Source organism: Kosakonia cowanii JCM 10956 = DSM 18146 (genome assembly GCF_001975225.1).
GTDB lineage: Bacteria > Pseudomonadota > Gammaproteobacteria > Enterobacterales > Enterobacteriaceae > Kosakonia > Kosakonia cowanii.
In genome coordinates this window covers 1641861-1658831 of record NZ_CP019445.1, presented here as the reverse complement: position 1 = coordinate 1658831, position 16971 = coordinate 1641861, and the positions used below count along the sequence as shown (strand labels likewise).

Annotated in this window: 18 protein-coding genes; 6 read left to right on the top strand and 12 right to left on the bottom strand. The window is 55.5% G+C overall.

The window, feature by feature from the left end; translation table 11 throughout:
* Window positions 1-136: 136 nt before the first annotated feature.
* The 12 genes from BWI95_RS07670 to msrP form a co-directional block, all read right to left on the bottom strand.
* Window positions 137-298: a DUF2556 family protein gene (locus BWI95_RS07670; protein ID WP_042713125.1), complete on the bottom strand. Its 162-nt coding sequence runs from the start codon at window positions 296-298 to the stop codon at window positions 137-139.
* A 160-nt stretch (window positions 299-458) separates the two neighbouring features.
* Window positions 459-755, bottom strand: coding sequence for a DNA-binding transcriptional regulator Fis (gene fis / locus BWI95_RS07665; RefSeq protein WP_000462905.1), 297 nt, complete (start codon window positions 753-755; stop codon window positions 459-461).
* A 25-nt stretch (window positions 756-780) separates the two neighbouring features.
* Window positions 781-1746: a tRNA dihydrouridine synthase DusB gene (dusB, locus tag BWI95_RS07660; RefSeq protein WP_034813628.1), complete on the bottom strand. Its 966-nt coding sequence runs from the start codon at window positions 1744-1746 to the stop codon at window positions 781-783.
* 310 nt (window positions 1747-2056) lie between these two features.
* Entirely contained in the window at window positions 2057-2794 is a 738-nt protein-coding gene (locus tag BWI95_RS07655; RefSeq protein ID WP_076769270.1) for a carbonic anhydrase, read from the bottom strand.
* A gap of 142 nt (window positions 2795-2936) precedes the next feature.
* Entirely contained in the window at window positions 2937-3818 is an 882-nt protein-coding gene (gene prmA, locus BWI95_RS07650) for a 50S ribosomal protein L11 methyltransferase (protein WP_076769269.1), read from the bottom strand.
* Between the two features lie 11 nt (window positions 3819-3829).
* Window positions 3830-5281 carry a sodium/pantothenate symporter gene (gene panF, locus BWI95_RS07645; protein WP_076769268.1) on the bottom strand — a complete coding sequence of 484 codons (1452 nt, stop codon included), beginning with the start codon at window positions 5279-5281 and terminating at the stop codon, window positions 3830-3832.
* Complete coding sequence (locus BWI95_RS07640) at window positions 5271-5513, bottom strand: YhdT family protein (protein ID WP_023481056.1); 243 nt, start codon at window positions 5511-5513, stop codon at window positions 5271-5273. The genes panF and BWI95_RS07640 overlap by 11 nt, the downstream gene beginning before the upstream one ends.
* A 108-nt stretch (window positions 5514-5621) precedes the next feature.
* Window positions 5622-6971, bottom strand: coding sequence for an acetyl-CoA carboxylase biotin carboxylase subunit (gene accC, locus BWI95_RS07635; RefSeq protein ID WP_023480919.1), 1350 nt, complete (start codon window positions 6969-6971; stop codon window positions 5622-5624).
* Between the two features lie 10 nt (window positions 6972-6981).
* Entirely contained in the window at window positions 6982-7452 is a 471-nt protein-coding gene (gene accB, locus BWI95_RS07630; protein ID WP_023480963.1) for an acetyl-CoA carboxylase biotin carboxyl carrier protein, read from the bottom strand.
* Between the two features lie 21 nt (window positions 7453-7473).
* Complete coding sequence (gene aroQ, locus BWI95_RS07625; RefSeq protein ID WP_054802956.1) at window positions 7474-7926, bottom strand: type II 3-dehydroquinate dehydratase; 453 nt, start codon at window positions 7924-7926, stop codon at window positions 7474-7476.
* Between the two features lie 234 nt (window positions 7927-8160).
* Window positions 8161-8760 (bottom strand): protein-methionine-sulfoxide reductase heme-binding subunit MsrQ, encoded by a 600-nt coding sequence (msrQ, locus tag BWI95_RS07620; RefSeq protein WP_076769267.1) that lies wholly within the window; start codon window positions 8758-8760, stop codon window positions 8161-8163.
* Window positions 8761-9759, bottom strand: a complete 999-nt coding sequence (gene msrP / locus BWI95_RS07615) for a protein-methionine-sulfoxide reductase catalytic subunit MsrP (RefSeq protein ID WP_076769266.1) — start codon at window positions 9757-9759, stop codon at window positions 8761-8763.
* 290 nt (window positions 9760-10049) lie between these two features.
* Here msrP and csrD point away from each other — a divergent pair, with 290 nt between their 5' ends.
* The 6 genes from csrD to rng all read left to right on the top strand — a co-directional run bounded on the left by csrD (window position 10050) and on the right by rng (window position 16952).
* Window positions 10050-11993 (top strand): RNase E specificity factor CsrD, encoded by a 1944-nt coding sequence (gene csrD / locus BWI95_RS07610; RefSeq protein ID WP_076769265.1) that lies wholly within the window; start codon window positions 10050-10052, stop codon window positions 11991-11993.
* 306 nt (window positions 11994-12299) lie between these two features.
* The gene (gene mreB / locus BWI95_RS07605; RefSeq protein ID WP_006818047.1) at window positions 12300-13343 is read left to right on the top strand and encodes a rod shape-determining protein MreB; all 1044 of its coding nucleotides are present in this window, start codon (window positions 12300-12302) and stop codon (window positions 13341-13343) included.
* A gap of 61 nt (window positions 13344-13404) precedes the next feature.
* Window positions 13405-14403: a rod shape-determining protein MreC gene (gene mreC, locus BWI95_RS07600; protein WP_023480946.1), complete on the top strand. Its 999-nt coding sequence runs from the start codon at window positions 13405-13407 to the stop codon at window positions 14401-14403.
* Window positions 14403-14891 carry a rod shape-determining protein MreD gene (gene mreD / locus BWI95_RS07595; RefSeq protein ID WP_023480801.1) on the top strand — a complete coding sequence of 163 codons (489 nt, stop codon included), beginning with the start codon at window positions 14403-14405 and terminating at the stop codon, window positions 14889-14891. The genes mreC and mreD overlap by 1 nt, the downstream gene beginning before the upstream one ends.
* Before the next feature lie 8 nt (window positions 14892-14899).
* The gene (locus BWI95_RS07590) at window positions 14900-15493 is read left to right on the top strand and encodes a Maf family protein (protein ID WP_054802958.1); all 594 of its coding nucleotides are present in this window, start codon (window positions 14900-14902) and stop codon (window positions 15491-15493) included.
* Window positions 15483-16952 (top strand): ribonuclease G, encoded by a 1470-nt coding sequence (rng, locus tag BWI95_RS07585; RefSeq protein WP_076769264.1) that lies wholly within the window; start codon window positions 15483-15485, stop codon window positions 16950-16952. Before BWI95_RS07590 ends, rng begins: the two co-directional genes overlap by 11 nt.
* The last annotated feature ends 19 nt before the right edge of the window (window positions 16953-16971 follow it).

The following is a 16971-nucleotide window of genomic DNA, read 5'->3' as shown; positions in this document are numbered from 1 at the left end:
TACGTATTGCTACGGTCGTAGAGGCGAAAAGGGCTGAGACATTATCACTGTCTGGGAAGGACTCAAATCGATTTAAATCCCTGCGTTAATCAGGGCGATCGCTGCATTTTTACCAAATATCGCAGCAAGCAACCACTTAGAGAGAATCGCAGTTAACCAGTTTGAGTGGATTGACGGAATTCATATTGCGGCATTTATTAATGTCAGTGATCAGATACTCGATCCACTGCATGATTAAGCCATCCAGCGCAAAGATCGAGAGAGCGAAAACCAGCAGCCACCCATATTTGCGAATCATTCCGTCTCTCCCTTTCTTGCAACCATTTGCGGAAAATATACACGATTTTGCGCTGATGTAATGCCGATGTAAGCGCTCTTTTTAGCGTCATTTCAGGCAATAAAAAAGGCGCTTACCCATGCCGGTCAGCGCCTTTTTATCAATACCACTCACTGACGAATCAGTTCATGCCGTATTTTTTCAGTTTTTTACGCAGCGTACCGCGGTTGATGCCCATCATCAGCGCCGCGCGGGTCTGATTACCACGGGTGTATTGCATCACCATGTCCAACAGTGGCTGTTCTACTTCAGCCAGTACCAGCTCATAGAGGTCATTAACATCCTGACCGTTCAGTTGAGCAAAATAGTTCTTCAGTGCCTGTTTTACCGAGTCACGGAGCGGTTTTTGGGTTACCTGATCCTGAGAGTTAACGGTAGAAACGGTCAGTACGTCAGAATTTACGCGTTGTTCGAACATAGTTCTGTCAGCTCTTTATTTCTGTTTACGCAAAATTTTCGAAGTATGCCTCCAACGCCTCCAGCTGTTCGCTGGCATTCTCAATGGCGTTGAATGTGCGCCGAAACTGGTCATTCGGGGCGTGCTCCTGGAGATACCAGGAGACGTGTTTACGTGCAATTCGGTAACCTTTTGCCTGACCGTAAAAGTCATGCAGTTCCCGAACGTGCGCGCAAAGCAAGCGCTTAACCTCTGCCAGTGGCAGCGGAGCCAGCAGCTCCCCAGTGTCCAGATAGTGCTGGATTTCCCGAAAGATCCAGGGTCTTCCCTGAGCTGCGCGGCCTATCATCAGGGCATCCGCCCCCGTATAGTCGAGCACAGCTCTGGCTTTAAGCGGGTCAGTAATGTCGCCATTCGCGATAATCGGAATGGAAACTTTCTGCTTAACTGCCCGAATCGTGTCGTACTCAGCTTCTCCATTGAACAAACAGGCGCGGGTGCGTCCATGAATGGTCAGAGCCTGAATGCCACACTCTTCAGCCAGTTGGGCAATCTCTACGCAGTTACGGTGCTCAGGGGCCCAGCCTGTGCGAATCTTCAGGGTTACAGGAACATCCACTGCGCCAACCACCGCGGTGAGGATCGATTTCACCAAATCCGGGTGCTGCAACAGGGCGGAACCTGCAAGCTTGCGATTCACCTTTTTAGCCGGACAGCCCATATTGATATCAATAATTTGAGCGCCACTTTCCACGTTAATACGTGCGGCTTGGGCCATCTCTTCCGGGTCGCTGCCCGCAATTTGCACGGTGCGAATACCGGGCTCATCAATGTGCACCATCCGCAGTCGTGATTTGTCGCTTTCCCAAACTTGCGGGTTAGACGACATCATCTCGGATACGGTTAAACCGGCTCCCATCTCGTAGCACAGCGTCCGGAAAGGTCTGTCAGTAATGCCAGCCATGGGCGCTGCGATCAGGCGATTTCTAAGCTGGTGGTGTCCGATGCGCATGAGTTAAGAAATGACCATACTGTGACTGCAAGGCGGCGTATATTACGCATTTTTTGCACGAGATGAAAGGCCAAACTTTGAGCAATCCACTGTTGTAGATCAAGGAATAGCCAGTCCTGGCGAGGCAAACAGGCATTACATCATAATTTTCATTGGGTTATAGCAAAGCTAAAATTTTTAGCTTGCTGATAAATTCACGAGATTTATCGTTTTTAATGGGGCAATAAGCAGCATAACTGCTGATTTTTAAGCCAAAAAAAAGCGGATTTTGCGAACCCGCTCTCATTTTTATGCTGGTATTTACAGGCTGCTACTCGACGACCAGCCGGCCATACAGCTGCTGAGTAGGGCGGTTATTGGCGTGCCCGAGCGCAGATTTGAACGCGTCAAGTTGTTGGGGAGAGAGTGTCAGGGGCTGTTTCATTACCAGCCAGGTGACTCCTTCTGAACAGGGCGGTGTGGTTAGCGACCCGCTAAAGCGCCAGTAGGTCTTATCACGCGGCAGCAGCGCCGCCATATCGATGTGCTGCGCCGTTAGCGCTGTCGAACCACCACGAGTAGGGAGATGCTGCCACAGCGCCGCCAACTCCCGGTTAGCTGCCCCCGTTTCAAACAGCACCGCGACAACGGTGATATCGCCCTTTGCGGAGGTATGAACCAGGTGCATCTCCAGCGGGGCATGTTTGCCATGCAGGGTGTGTTCACTGGGGGCGTGGAAGTGGAACTGCTGCAAATGCGAGACAATACCTGCCAGCTCAATGGTATTGAGGTTATTGATAAAATTAGCTTGCAGCGTATGGCCGTTGTTTATCAGCAGCGCAGGGCTTTCGTGGTAGTGGTTGCTAAAGGGCGTGAGGTGAGCAGTGACGATATTATCAATATCAATTGGTGACTGGTTTTTACCACTCTGGCAGGTCTGAAACTCCTGACTTAACTCACCCCAATGTTCCGGCGAGGTTGCGCCTTGATAACTCCAGTGAGCGGAGCAGGCAAATAGAGGGAACAGGCTTGCCACAGCGAAGGCTGTTTTTACTATACGAAGTGACATAGTATTCATCCGATGAATGTTTATAAATCAATGATTTACCATCCGTTGATACAGCGGCGGCTCATTATAAACTTCACGGGAAATAAATCACTACAAACGGCAGGGAAATAAAAAGCGTGGCCGGGAGGCCACGCTGTGGGGACTATTTTTTCTGACCGGTGATCCGGCACCACTCCTCTTTTTCAACCACCGGATCGAGGTTGAACAAGTTGGTATAGGCTTCACAAACGCTCTCTGCCTGGCTGGCAAGGATGCCCGACAGCCCCAGCAGCCCGCCCGCAACGGGCAGAACGCTAATCAGCGGTGCCAGCTCGCGCAGCGGGCCAGCGAGGATATTCGCGACCACCACGTCGGCTTTCATCTCTGCAGGCTGATCGTCCGGCAGATAGAGTTCAAGGCGGTCTGAGACGCCATTGCGCTCGGCATTATCGCGGCTCGCCTGGATCGCCTGCGGATCGATATCGATCCCGATCGCTTTTGCCGCGCCCAGCTTCAGTGCCGCGATCGCCAGAATGCCGGAGCCGCAGCCAAAATCGATCACCGTTTTGCCGTTAAGATCGAGGCCGTCGAGCCACTGCAGGCAGAGCGACGTTGTCGGATGGGTGCCGGTGCCGAATGCCAGGCCGGGATCGAGCATCACGTTAACGGCGGTTTCATCCGGCACATCGCGCCAGCTCGGGCAGATCCACAGCCGCTCGCCAAAGCGCATCGGGTGGAAGTTATCCATCCATTCGCGCTCCCAGTCTTTATCTTCCAGCTGCTCAATTTTATGCGCGAAGCCTTCGCCCAGCAGCGGATGAGACGCGAGTTGGGCAACCACCTCCGCCATCTCTGTTTCAGCATCGAACAGGCCGATCACATCGGTATCGCCCCACAGGCGAGTCTCGCCCGGCAGTGGCTCAAACACGGGCGTGTCGTGCGTGTCCTGGAAGGTAATGGAGACTGCGCCTGCTTCCATCAGAGCGTCGCTCAGATCTTCAGCATGCGCGCCGGTGGTGTTCAGTTTCAGTTGGATCCATGGCATGGCGTTACTCTTTATTGATTAGCAGAAAGGGAAGCAGCCTGCGGCACCGGGCGACCAAAACGGTTCCCGACCACAAAGGCTAACAAACTTAGCAGCAGCGAGGGCACAATCGGATGAAAGCCCAGATACTGAATATTCAGGGTGGCGAGCACGGCATACAGCACGCCGCCGACAATCATGGCGCTAAGCGCGCCTGCGGCATTTGCGCGCTCCCAGTAAAGCCCCAGCACCAGCGGCCACAGGAATACGGCTTCAAGACCGCCGAACGCCAGCAGGTTCAGCCAGATGATCATCTCCGGCGGACGCCATGCGGCCAGCATCATCAGCACACCGAGAATGAGCGTGGTTGCCGTCGAAATACGCTTCAGACGCGGCTCATGACGAATTTTAGTCGGCTGGGCGCTGAGCCACAGATCTTTAATGATGGTGGCAGAAGCTTGTAACAGATGAGCGTTGACGTTAGACATGATCGCCGCCATCGGCGCGGCGAGAAACAGCCCGGCCGCCCACGGTGGCAGCACTTCCACCATTAAGGTTGGGATCACCTGGTCCGGCACCGACAGATGCGGCAGCACCGCCCGGCCCAGCGCGCCCGCCAGGTGCATACCGAGCATCAATAGCGCAATCACAATGGTGCCGATAATAATGCCGCGATGCACCGATTTACTGTCTTTATAAGAGATGCAGCGCACGGCGGTATGCGGCAGGCCAATCACGCCGAAGCAGACCAGCACCCAGAAGGAGGTCATAAAGGCAGGGGTCAGGATATCGCTTGCGCCGTGCGGGCTGACCAGTTTCGGGTCGATCTGCCGCAGGGTATCAACCGCATGATGCAGGCCGCCCGCCGCGTGGATCACCCCCGCCAGCAGAACAAGCGTGCCGATCAACATCACCATTCCCTGCATGGTGTCGTTCAGTACGCTTGCGCGAAAACCGCCAAACGCGGTGTAGAGCGCAATGGTGATGCCGAAAATCAGCAGGCCAGATTCATACTTGATGCCCGCAGCGGTCTCCAGCAGCCGCGCGCCGCCGATAAACTGCACCGCAATCGCCCCGACAAAGGCCACCAGTAAACTGATGCTGGCAAGCCACACCACCGCCCGGCTCTGGTAGCGGGCCATCAACATATCGTTGAGGGTAATGGCGTTATAGCGGCGGGCAAGAATGGCGAATTTTTTGCCAAGGATACCGAGCGACAGCCAGATGGTCGGCACCTGAATCATCGCCAGCAGCACCCAGCCGAGGCCGAATTTATAGGCAGCGCCAGGGCCGCCGATAAAGGAGCTTGCGCTGACATAGGTCGCCGTCAGGGTCATCGCCAGCACAAATCCGCCCATCGAGCGGCTGCCGAGGAAATACTCGCTCAGGAAGGTGCCGCTGCTGCGCTGACGCATAGCATAGAAGGAGAGGCCGAAAACGATGAACAGGTAGATCACCAGCACGGCAATAATTTCAGTTTGCATCCTTATCCTCCAGCGGGATATCACGGAAGATAAAACGCACCATCGCCCAGCAGAGCAGCACAAACACCAGCGGCGTTAACAGGCAGGCCATCTCAAACCAGTGGGGTAAACCGGTGATGCCCTGCGCTGAATCCGGTAGGTAAGCACACACTAACCAGGCAGCAAGATAGAGAAGGGTCAGCCACAGCGCCCAGCGGGCCTCAATGTGTGCCTGAACAAAACGGTTGTCCATTTTATTCCCTTGTGGATGAAGAAAGCGGGGATTGTACCTTAAGGAAAAGATGAGGGGAGAGAAAAAGAAAAAAGGCCGGAAGAACCGGCCTTTTGCGCGTAATCGCGATTATTTTTCCTGCAGACCGAGTTTCTTCTCCAGGTAGTGGATATTGGTTCCACCGTGCTGGAAGTTCTCGTCGGACATAATGCGCATCTGCAGATCAACGTTGGTTTTAATCCCGTCGATGATCAGCTCCTGCAGCGCATTCTTCATGCGTGCAATCGCCACATCACGGCTCTCGCCGTAGCAGATCAGCTTGCCAATCATGGAATCGTAATACGGCGGTACGGTATAACCGGCGTAGATATGCGATTCCCAGCGCACGCCAAAACCACCTGGCGCATGGAAGCGCGTGATTTTGCCCGGGCTCGGCAGGAAGGTGTTGGGATCTTCGGCGTTAATACGGCATTCGACCGCATGACCTTTGATCACCACCTCTTCCTGAGTGATGGAGAGCGGCTGACCGGCAGCGATACGCAGCTGCTCTTTGATCAGGTCAACGCCGGTGATCATTTCGGTTACCGGGTGCTCTACCTGAATACGGGTGTTCATCTCAATAAAGTAGAACTCGCCGTTCTCAAACAGGAACTCGAAGGTACCCGCGCCGCGATAGCCGATATCAACACAGGCTTTCGCACAACGCTCACCGATGTAGCGGCGCAGTTCCGGCGTGATGCCCGGAGCCGGTGCCTCTTCAACCACTTTCTGGTGGCGGCGCTGCATGGAGCAGTCACGCTCGGCCAGATAGATCGCGTTACCCTGACCATCCGCCAGCACCTGGATCTCGACGTGGCGAGGATTTTCCAGGTACTTCTCCATGTAGACCATGTCGTTGTTGAACGCTGCTTTTGCTTCCGCGCGCGTCATGGCAATGGACTGCGCCAGGTCGGCGTCTTTGCGCACAACGCGCATGCCGCGACCGCCGCCACCGCCGGAGGCTTTGATGATAACCGGGTAGCCGATGCGTTTTGCATGGGCACGGTTAGCGTCAACGTCGTCGCCCAGCGGGCCGTCAGAACCCGGTACGCAAGGTACGCCCGCTTTCTTCATCGCGTTGATCGCGGACACTTTATCGCCCATCAGGCGAATGGTGTCGGCTTTCGGGCCGATAAAGATAAAGCCGGAGCGCTCAACCTGCTCAGCGAAGTTGGCGTTCTCAGAGAGGAAGCCATAACCCGGGTGAATCGCCACTGCGCCAGTGATTTCGGCCGCAGAGATGATCGCCGGGATATTCAGGTAACTTTTAACGGACGGTGCCGGACCGATACAGACCGTTTCGTCCGCCAGTAATACGTGTTTTAAATCGCGATCCGCCGTGGAGTGCACAGCGACGGTCTTAATGCCCAGCTCTTTACAGGCACGAAGGATTCGCAGTGCGATCTCGCCGCGGTTGGCGATAACAATTTTATCCAGCATGTGCGCCTCGTTACTCGATGACGACCAGCGGCTCGTCAAATTCAACCGGTTGGCCACTCTCGACCAGAATGGCTTTCACCACGCCTGATTTATCGGCTTCGATCTGGTTCATCATTTTCATCGCTTCAACGATGCAGAGGGTGTCGCCCACGTTAACTTTCTGGCCGATTTCGATAAAGGCTTTCGCATCCGGGCTCGGGGTGCGATAGAAGGTTCCGACCATCGGGGAACGTACGATGTGACCACTGATTTCTGCTGCGGCTGCCGGTGCTTCTACTGCGGCTGTCGTCGCGACAGCATTCGCCAGGGCAGGCTGTTGTTGCATCATCGGCGCGGCATAAGCCTGCTGCATCATCGGGAAACTTGCGGCAGGTGCACTGCGGCTGATGCGCACAGACTCTTCGCCTTCGGAAATTTCCAGTTCGGAGATGCCTGATTCTTCAACCAGCTCGATCAGTTTTTTAATCTTACGAATATCCATGAGTGGGTTCCGTACTCTTGTTTAGTGTGATTGTGACAGGCGTTTTACCGCCGTCTGTAAAGCGTATGAATAACCGTCCGCACCAAGCCCGCAGATAACGCCAACGGCAATATCCGAGAGATAGGAGTGGTGGCGGAACGGCTCCCGCGCATGTACATTGCTGAGGTGGATCTCGATAAACGGGATATTCACCGCCAGCAACGCATCACGGATAGCAACACTGGTGTGCGTAAACGCGGCCGGATTAATCAGGATGAAGTCAGTTACGTCTTTAGCCTGATGAATACGGTCGATGATTGCGTACTCCGCGTTAGACTGAAAATGTGCCAGTTCCACGTTAAGTGCCGCGCTTTCCGTTCTCAAAGAATTAACAATCTCCTCGAGCGTCAGCGTGCCGTACTTCTCCGGCTCTCGCGTACCGAGCATATTCAGGTTCGGTCCGTTCAAAACCAATACATGGAACTTATCAGCCATTATGCTGCTATCTCCTGCGATTCTTCGGCAAAAAACAAAATATACCTTCGATTCGCGCTTGTCACCTTTTCGGAGCTTAAAAAAGTCCGATAAGCGAACCAAAGTCGCACATTATAACCATTTCGTTGCTTTTGGCAGCTAAATACTGGTCTTATCTGAGAAGATTCTAATTCATGTTGCGGGAACGCGTCGCGAAAGGCGCTTTTTCTGCGGGGAACCGCGCAAAAACGGTGGCTAACGCCACCATTGGCGGAATTTTTTGTAACGCAACGCTAACAATACCAGCGCGGCAGCCGCGTAGATAATCGGCTGTGGGGAGAGAATCTTCACCGACCAGAGGTAGTGAACAGGTGCGAGGATCGCTACCAGATAGACGAAGTTGTGCAGAGTTTGCCAGCGTCTGCCCAGTTTACGCTGCGCCCACTGCGTCGATGTCGCAGCCAGCGCCAGTAAGATCAGCCAACTAATTGCGCCAAGGGTTAAATAAGGACGGGTGACAAGCTCTTGTCCGAGCAAAGCCAGGTTATTAATGCCCAGCTCCAGCAACGTATAGCTCACCAGATGTAAGCTGGCCCATGCAAAGCACCACAGCCCAAGCAGCCGACGCGTACGGATCAGCAGTGGCTGCTTACCGTAGCGCGCCAGCGGGGTGATAAGCAGGCTGGCGAGCAGAAACTTCAGCGCCATTCGGCCGGTGAAATGTTGAATATCTTTTGCCGGATCGGCGCTGAAATAGCCCTGGTTCGCAGCCCAAAAGAGCCAGAGCAGCGGCAGGAAACCGGCAAGATGTAGCGCAACTTTCAGCCAGGTAATCTGTTTTGCCGTTAACCGCACTTAGAAGTTCTCCCGCAAATCGAGACCGCGATAGAGGGAAGCGACCTCTTCACCGTAGCCATTAAACAGCAGCGTCGGCTGGCGCTTCACGTCCAGCGCGCCGCCCGAACCGATAAAACGTTCCGTCGCCTGCGACCAACGCGGGTGATCGACATGCGGGTTCACATTGGCATAAAAACCATACTCATTCGGTGCGGAGAGGTTCCACGTCGTCGGCGGACGCTGGCTGGTGAGCTTGATACTGACGATAGACTTAATGCCTTTAAAGCCATATTTCCACGGCACGGTGAGGCGAATCGGCGCTCCGTTCTGCGGCGGCAGCGCTTTGCCATAGACCCCAACGGTGAGCAGCGTGAGCGGATGCATCGCTTCATCTATACGCAACCCTTCTACATAAGGGTAGGCCAGCCCGCCGCCAATAAAGCGATCCTTCTGGCCCGGCATCTCATCGGGCGCATAACGTGTTTCAAAAGCGACATACTTCGCTTTGCTGGTCGGCTCTACCAGCGCCAGCAGTTTATGCAGCGGAAAACCAATCCACGGCACCACCATCGACCAGGCTTCGACGCAGCGCATGCGATAAATACGCTCTTCCAGCGGAAAGCGTGAGGTCAGCGCCGCATGATCGAGTGTCAGCGGTTTCGCCACTTCACCATCAATGGTCAACGTCCAGGGATCGGTCTTCATGCTGCCGGCATTGGCAGCAGGATCGGCTTTATCCAGCCCGAACTCGTAAAAGTTGTTGTAGCCGGTAACTTTCTCTTCCGGCGTCAACGGCAGCTTACTTTGCCATTCGGCAGGCTGGGTGAATGTCAGCGGTTTGCCAGCCGGCGCTTTTGGACGGTCATTGCCTTTAAACCAGTCCAGAAGATCGGCGTGCGCCACTGAAGGGAGTGTGGCGGCCGTTGCACCGATGCCGAGCATCTTTAATACCTGGCGGCGCTGCATAAAAAACACGGATTCAGCGGTGACATCTGCTTCGGTCAATTTTTTCTTCATTTACATCCTCTGAGGGGTGTCGCGGCTGGCGTAGGGAAAACTACGTTAACGCGAAGAAGAGCAAGTTAGCAATTAGTGAAAATTGCGTGTTAAAGACATTCTTTAAGCTTATTGATGATTGGAAAAAAATTTCTGAAGACTATACTCGCTGGGTGAAACGGTGTGCCATTTTCGGGCTTCACCGCAGTGCGCGCGCGTGTCGCGGCGAAGCTCAAAAGTTAGTGCTTACTATACAGACCTTCTTCAGGCGATATCGTTCTGTTCTTTACACGCGCGGAGTTAAATCAGGGATGCGATTAACGACGAAATTTAGTGCTTTTGTAACACTTCTGACCGGGCTGGCGATTTTCGTCACGCTCATTGGCTGCTCACTCAGCTTTTATAACGCCATACAAGATAAAGTCGCCAACCGCGTACAGGCCGTTGCTGCTGTTATCGATACCCGCCTGATCTCCACGCCGCTTCCGCGCCTCTCAACGCAGCTTGATGAGATGATGGTGCCGGTCGATATCACCTCGATTGCCATCAAGCAGGGCCGCCATACCCTTTTAAGCCATACGCGCAAAGGGAATTATCGCCCGGCGGGCAGTAACTACGCGATGCGCGAGATTGAGATGCCGTCGATGAAGATCCCCGGCGTGACCTTTACGCTGGTCTATCAGGATCCGATGGCCAACTACTTCCGCTCCATGATGACCACCGCGCCGCTGACAGTGGCGATTGGTTTTATGATAGTCATTATTTTCCTCGCGGTGCGCTGGCTGCGACGCCAACTCTCCGGCCAGGAGCTGCTGGAACTGCGGGCGACGCGCATCCTTAACGGTGAGCGCGGCGCACAGGTGCGCGGCAGCATCTATGAGTGGCCGTCGCGCACCAGCAGCGCGCTGGACGTCTTACTCACCGATATTCAGTTTGCCAGCGATCAGCGCAGCCGCATGGATACGCTAATCCGCTCTTACGCGGCGCAGGACACGCGTACCGGCCTCAATAACCGCCTCTTTTTCGATAATCAACTGGCAACACTATTAGAAGATCAGGAAAAAGTTGGCTCGCACGGCGTGGTGATGATGATCCGCCTGCCCGATTTTGACCTGCTGCGCGACAGCGACGGGCTTGCCTCTGCCGCCGAAGAGTATCTCTTTACCCTCATCAACTTACTTTCCACCTTTATTATGCGTTACCCCGGCGCGCTGCTGGCGCGCTATCACCGCAGTGATTTTGCGGTACTGCTTCCGCACCGCACATTAAAAGAAGCGGAGAGTATCGCCGGGCAGATCCTGAAAGCGGTGGATGGTTTACCGCCGACCAAGATGTTGACCCGGGAAGACATTATGCATATCGGCATCTGCAGCTGGCGCGGCGGGCAGTCGACAAGACAAGTGATGGAGCACGCGGAGGCGGCGGCACGCAACGCGGTGCTGCAGGGCACCAACAGCTGGTCAGTCTATGACGACTCGTTACCGGAGCAGGGGCGCGGCAATGTGCGCTGGCGCACGCTGATTGAGCAGATGCTGAATCGCGGGGGGCCGCGCGTCTACCAGAAACCGGCGGTTAACCGCGACGGGCAAGTGCACCACCGGGAGCTAATGTGCCGCATTTTCGACGGCGAGCAGGAGGTGATCGCTGAAGAGTATATGCAGATGGTGCTGCAATTTGGCCTGTCAGAGGAGTACGACCGGCTGCAGATCACGCGCTTAATGCCGTTCCTCGGCTACTGGCCGGAGGAGAACCTCGCCATTGAGGTCACCGTCGAGTCGCTGATCCGCCCGCGTTTCCAGCGCTGGCTGCGCGATACCTTGATGCAATGCGAAAAATCGCAACGCAAACGGATTATTTTTGAACTTGCAGAGGCCGATGTGTGTCAACACATCAGCCGATTGCAGTCGGTCGTGCGATTGATCAATGGATTAGGCGCGCGCGTGGCGGTGGTTCAGGCGGGTCTGACGTTGGTCAGCACCAGTTGGATCAAAGCTCTGGATGTCGAGTTACTGAAGCTGCATCCGGGGTTGGTCAGGAACATTGAGAAGCGCACCGAAAACCAGCTGCTGGTACAGAGCCTTGTTGAAGCGTGTAAAGGCACACGAACCCGCGTCTTTGCGACCGGCGTTCGCACGCGCGGCGAATGGCAGATGCTGGTGGAGCGAGGCGTTGCGGGCGGACAGGGCGATTTCTTCGCGGCGTCTCAGCCGCTCGACACCAATGTGAAAAAATATTCACAAAGATACTCGGTTTGAACTGCTGTTTGAGTCGTTTTCACGTAGAATAACGCGCGCTGCCGTGGTCGGGGGGCGTGCGAGCCTGCCCGCCAGATTGTTGCAGTAAAAATGCCGGTTTGACCTTTGCCAGCTTGCAGGCGCAACGTGCCGGAACGACGGTTTTTTTACGCTTCCGGACAGAGTCATGTCGTTTTGCAACAAAGGAAACAAACTGCACTAATTTTCACCGTAGCTGAGACTTCTTGTGCCTTGTCGCTGCTGCGTGTGGTTGGTAAAGTAAGCGGATTTTTCTTTCCGCCCCAGCTTTCAGGATTATCCCTTAGTATGTTGAAAAAATTTCGTGGCATGTTTTCCAATGACCTGTCCATTGACCTGGGTACCGCGAATACCCTGATTTATGTAAAAGGACAAGGCATCGTACTGAATGAGCCTTCCGTAGTGGCCATTCGCCAGGATCGTGCCGGTTCACCGAAAAGCGTGGCCGCAGTCGGTCATGAAGCGAAGCAGATGCTTGGCCGTACGCCGGGCAATATCGCTGCAATCCGCCCGATGAAAGATGGCGTAATCGCGGACTTCTTCGTGACCGAAAAGATGCTGCAGCACTTTATCAAACAGGTACACAGCAACAGCTTTATGCGCCCAAGCCCGCGCGTACTGGTCTGTGTGCCGGTTGGCGCCACGCAGGTTGAGCGCCGCGCGATCCGTGAATCCGCGCAGGGCGCTGGCGCCCGTGAAGTCTTCCTGATTGAAGAGCCGATGGCCGCCGCGATTGGCGCGGGTCTGCCGGTTTCCGAAGCGACCGGTTCTATGGTCGTCGATATCGGTGGTGGTACCACCGAAGTCGCCGTTATCTCCTTAAACGGCGTGGTTTACTCCTCCTCTGTCCGCATCGGCGGCGACCGCTTCGACGAAGCGATCATTAATTATGTGCGCCGCAACTACGGCTCGCTGATTGGTGAAGCCACCGCAGAACGTATCAAACACGAAATCGGCTCTGCCTACCCGGGCGATGAAGTGCGCGAAATCGAAGTGCGCGGTCGTAACCTGGCAGAAGGTGTACCGCGCGGTTTCACCCTGAACTCCAACGAAATCCTTGAAGCCCTGCAGGAGCCGCTGACCGGCATCGTTAGCGCTGTCATGGTCGCGCTGGAGCAGTGCCCGCCGGAGCTGGCATCCGATATCTCCGAGCGCGGTATGGTTCTGACCGGCGGCGGCGCGCTGCTGCGCAACCTCGACCGTCTGCTGATGGAAGAGACGGGTATTCCTGTGGTAGTGGCAGAAGATCCCCTGACTTGCGTAGCGCGTGGCGGCGGCAAGGCGCTGGAAATGATCGATATGCACGGCGGCGACTTGTTCAGCGAAGAGTAATCCGCGTCAGATACGGGGCCTCGTGCTCCGTATCTGTCTGGCCTGAGAATACGCAAAGCCTATGAAGCCAATTTTTAGCCGTGGCCCGTCACTGCAGATTCGCCTGTTCCTGGCGGTTTTGGTGGCGCTTGGAGTCATCATCGCCGACAGCCGCCTCGGTACGTTCAGCCAGATCCGGACGTACATGGATACGGCCGTCAGCCCTTTCTATTTTATTTCCAATGGTCCCCGCGAATTATTAGACAGCGTGTCGCAAACGCTGGCCTCGCGCGATCAGCTCGAACTTGAAAACCGGGCGCTGCGCCAGGAGCTGCTGCTGAAAAACAGCGAGCTGCTGATGTTAGGGCAGTACAAGCAGGAGAACGCGCGGCTGCGCGAACTGCTCGGCTCGCCGCTGCGTCAGGATGAGCAAAAAATGGTCACCCAGGTGATCTCAACGGTTAACGATCCCTACAGCGATCAGGTGGTTATCGATAAAGGCAGCGTCAACGGCGTTTACGAAGGCCAGCCGGTGATCAGCGATAAAGGCGTTGTCGGCCAGGTGATTGCGGTTGCGAAAATGACCAGCCGCGTGCTGCTGATTTGCGATGCGACCCACGCGCTGCCGATCCAGGTGCTGCGTAACGATATCCGCGTCATTGCCGCCGGTAACGGCTGTACTGACGATCTGCAGTTAGAACATCTGCCGGCGAATACCGATATTCGCGTGGGTGATGTGCTGGTGACGTCCGGTCTCGGCGGGCGTTTCCCGGAAGGCTACCCGGTTGCGGTGGTCTCCTCGGTGAAACTTGATACCCAGCGGGCGTACACGGTGATTCAGGCGCGTCCAACCGCCGGTCTGCAACGTTTACGTTACCTGCTGCTGCTCTGGGGCTCCGATCGCAACGGCGCTAACCCGCGCACGCCGGAAGATGTTCACCGCGTGGCGAACGAGCGTCTGCTGCAGATGATGCCGCAGGTCTTGCCTTCTCCGGATACCATGGGGCCGCCTGCACCGATGCCTGCGCCGGCGACCGGCTTAACCCAGCCGATGCCGCAACAATCGTCGGGAGGGCAGTAGTGGCAAGTTATCGTAGCCAGGGGCGCTGGGTCATCTGGCTCTCGTTTTTCATTGCGCTATTGCTTCAAATCATGCCCTGGCCGGATGACATCATCGTCTACCGGCCAAACTGGGTGCTGCTGATTCTGCTCTACTGGATCCTCGCCTTGCCGCACCGCGTAAATGTCGGTACGGGTTTTGCGATGGGTGCCATACTGGATCTCATTAGCGGATCCACCCTTGGCGTACGCGCGCTCTCCCTGAGCATCGTCGCCTATCTGGTCGCACTGAAATTTCAGTTATTCCGTAATCTGGCGCTCTGGCAACAAGCGCTGGTGGTAATGTTATTGTCGCTGGCAACAGAAGTGGTCGTCTTCTGGGCCGAGTTTTTGGTGATCAACGTCTCGTTCAAACCAGAAATTTTCTGGAGCAGCCTGGTCAATGGCGTGCTCTGGCCGTGGATCTTCCTGCTTATGCGTAAGATCCGTCAGCAGTTTGCGGTGCAATAAAGGTTGATATGACAGCTATCTGGCTTGCTTCTGGTTCTCCCCGCCGTCAGGAATTACTGACGCAGCTTGGGGTGTCGTTTGAGCGTATTGTTCCGGGTATTGAGGAGCAGCGGCAGGCCGGCGAGAGCGCCAGGCAGTACGTGGCGCGGCTGGCGCGGGAAAAGGCGCAGGCGGGCGTGGCGATGGCATCGCGCGATCTGCCGGTGCTGGGCGCCGACACCATTGTCATATTAAATGGGGAAGTGCTTGAAAAACCCCATGACTCCTCGCATGCTGCCACTATGCTGCGCCAACTCTCCGGGCAGACTCACCAGGTGATGACCGCCGTCGCTATTGCGGACCGCGAACAGGTGCTGGAGTGTCTGGTAGAAACCGAAGTGACCTTCAGAGCGTTATCAGAAAAGGATATTGCCGACTATGTAGCGAGCGGGGAACCGCTGGATAAAGCCGGTGCGTATGGTATTCAGGGGCTGGGCGGTTGCTTTGTCAGGAAAATTAACGGGAGTTATCACGCTGTCGTTGGCTTACCGCTAGTGGAAACCTTTGAATTGCTGAGCAATTTCAACGCAGTGCGTGAAGGAAGAGATAATCATGACGGCTGAATTACTGGTCAACGTTACACCATCGGAAACGCGTGTTGCCTATATTGACGGCGGCATTCTGCAGGAAATTCACATCGAGCGCGAAGCACGGCGCGGGATAGTAGGCAATATCTACAAAGGTCGGGTTAGCCGGGTGCTACCGGGTATGCAGGCGGCTTTTGTAGATATTGGTCTGGAAAAGGCGGCGTTTCTACACGCCTCCGACATTATGCCGCACACCGAATGCGTCGCCGGTGAAGAGCAGAAGAACTTTACCGTGCGCGATATCTCCGAGCTGGTGCGCCAGGGCCAGGACCTGATGGTGCAGGTGGTGAAAGATCCCCTAGGCACCAAAGGCGCGCGTCTCACTACCGACATCACTTTACCCTCCCGTTACCTGGTCTTTATGCCGGGCGCCGCGCACGTTGGCGTTTCTCAGCGTATTGAGAGCGAAGCCGAGCGCGATCGCCTGAAAAAGGTGGTGGCGAGCTACTGCGATGAGCAGGGCGGATTTATCATTCGCACCGCTGCGGAAGGGGTTTGCGAAGAGGATCTCGCCTCTGACGCGGCCTACCTGAAGCGCGTCTGGACGAAGGTGATGGAGCGCAAAAAGCGCCAGCAGACGCGTTATAAACTCTATGGCGAGCTGGCGTTAGCCCAGCGCGTCCTGCGCGATTTTGCGGATGCCCATCTCGATCGCATCCGCGTTGACTCGCGCCTCACCTTTGAAGCGCTGCTGGAGTTTACCGCGGAGTACATCCCGGAGATGACCAGCAAGCTTGAGCACTACAGCGGCCGCCAGCCAATCTTCGATCTCTTTGATGTCGAAAACGAAATCCAGCGCGCGCTGGAGCGCAAAGTTGAGCTGAAATCGGGTGGCTACCTGATTATCGATCAAACCGAAGCGATGACCACCGTCGATATCAACACCGGCGCGTTTGTCGGCCATCGCAATCTCGACGACACCATCTTCAATACCAACATTGAAGCCACCCAGGCGATCGCCCGCCAGCTGCGGCTGCGCAATCTCGGCGGCATTATCATCATCGACTTTATCGATATGAATAATGAGGATCACCGCCGCCGCGTGCTGCACTCGCTGGAGCAGGCGCTGAGCAAAGACCGGGTGAAAACCAGCATCAATGGTTTCTCCCAGCTTGGCCTGGTGGAGATGACCCGCAAACGCACCCGCGAAAGCGTTGAACATGTGTTGTGCAACGAGTGTCCGACCTGTCACGGGCGCGGCACGGTAAAGACGGTCGAAACGGTGTGCTATGAAATCATGCGCGAAATCGTGCGCGTGCATCACGCCTACGACTCCGATCGCTTCCTGGTCTACGCCTCTCCGGCCGTGGCGGAAGCACTGAAGAGCGAAGAGTCTCATGCGCTGGCGGAGGTGGAGATCTTCGTCGGTAAGCAGGTCAAAGTACAAATCGAGCCGCTCTATAATCAGGAGCAGTTTGACGTAGTCATGATGTAATTCGCGGCCATGCTGCGAA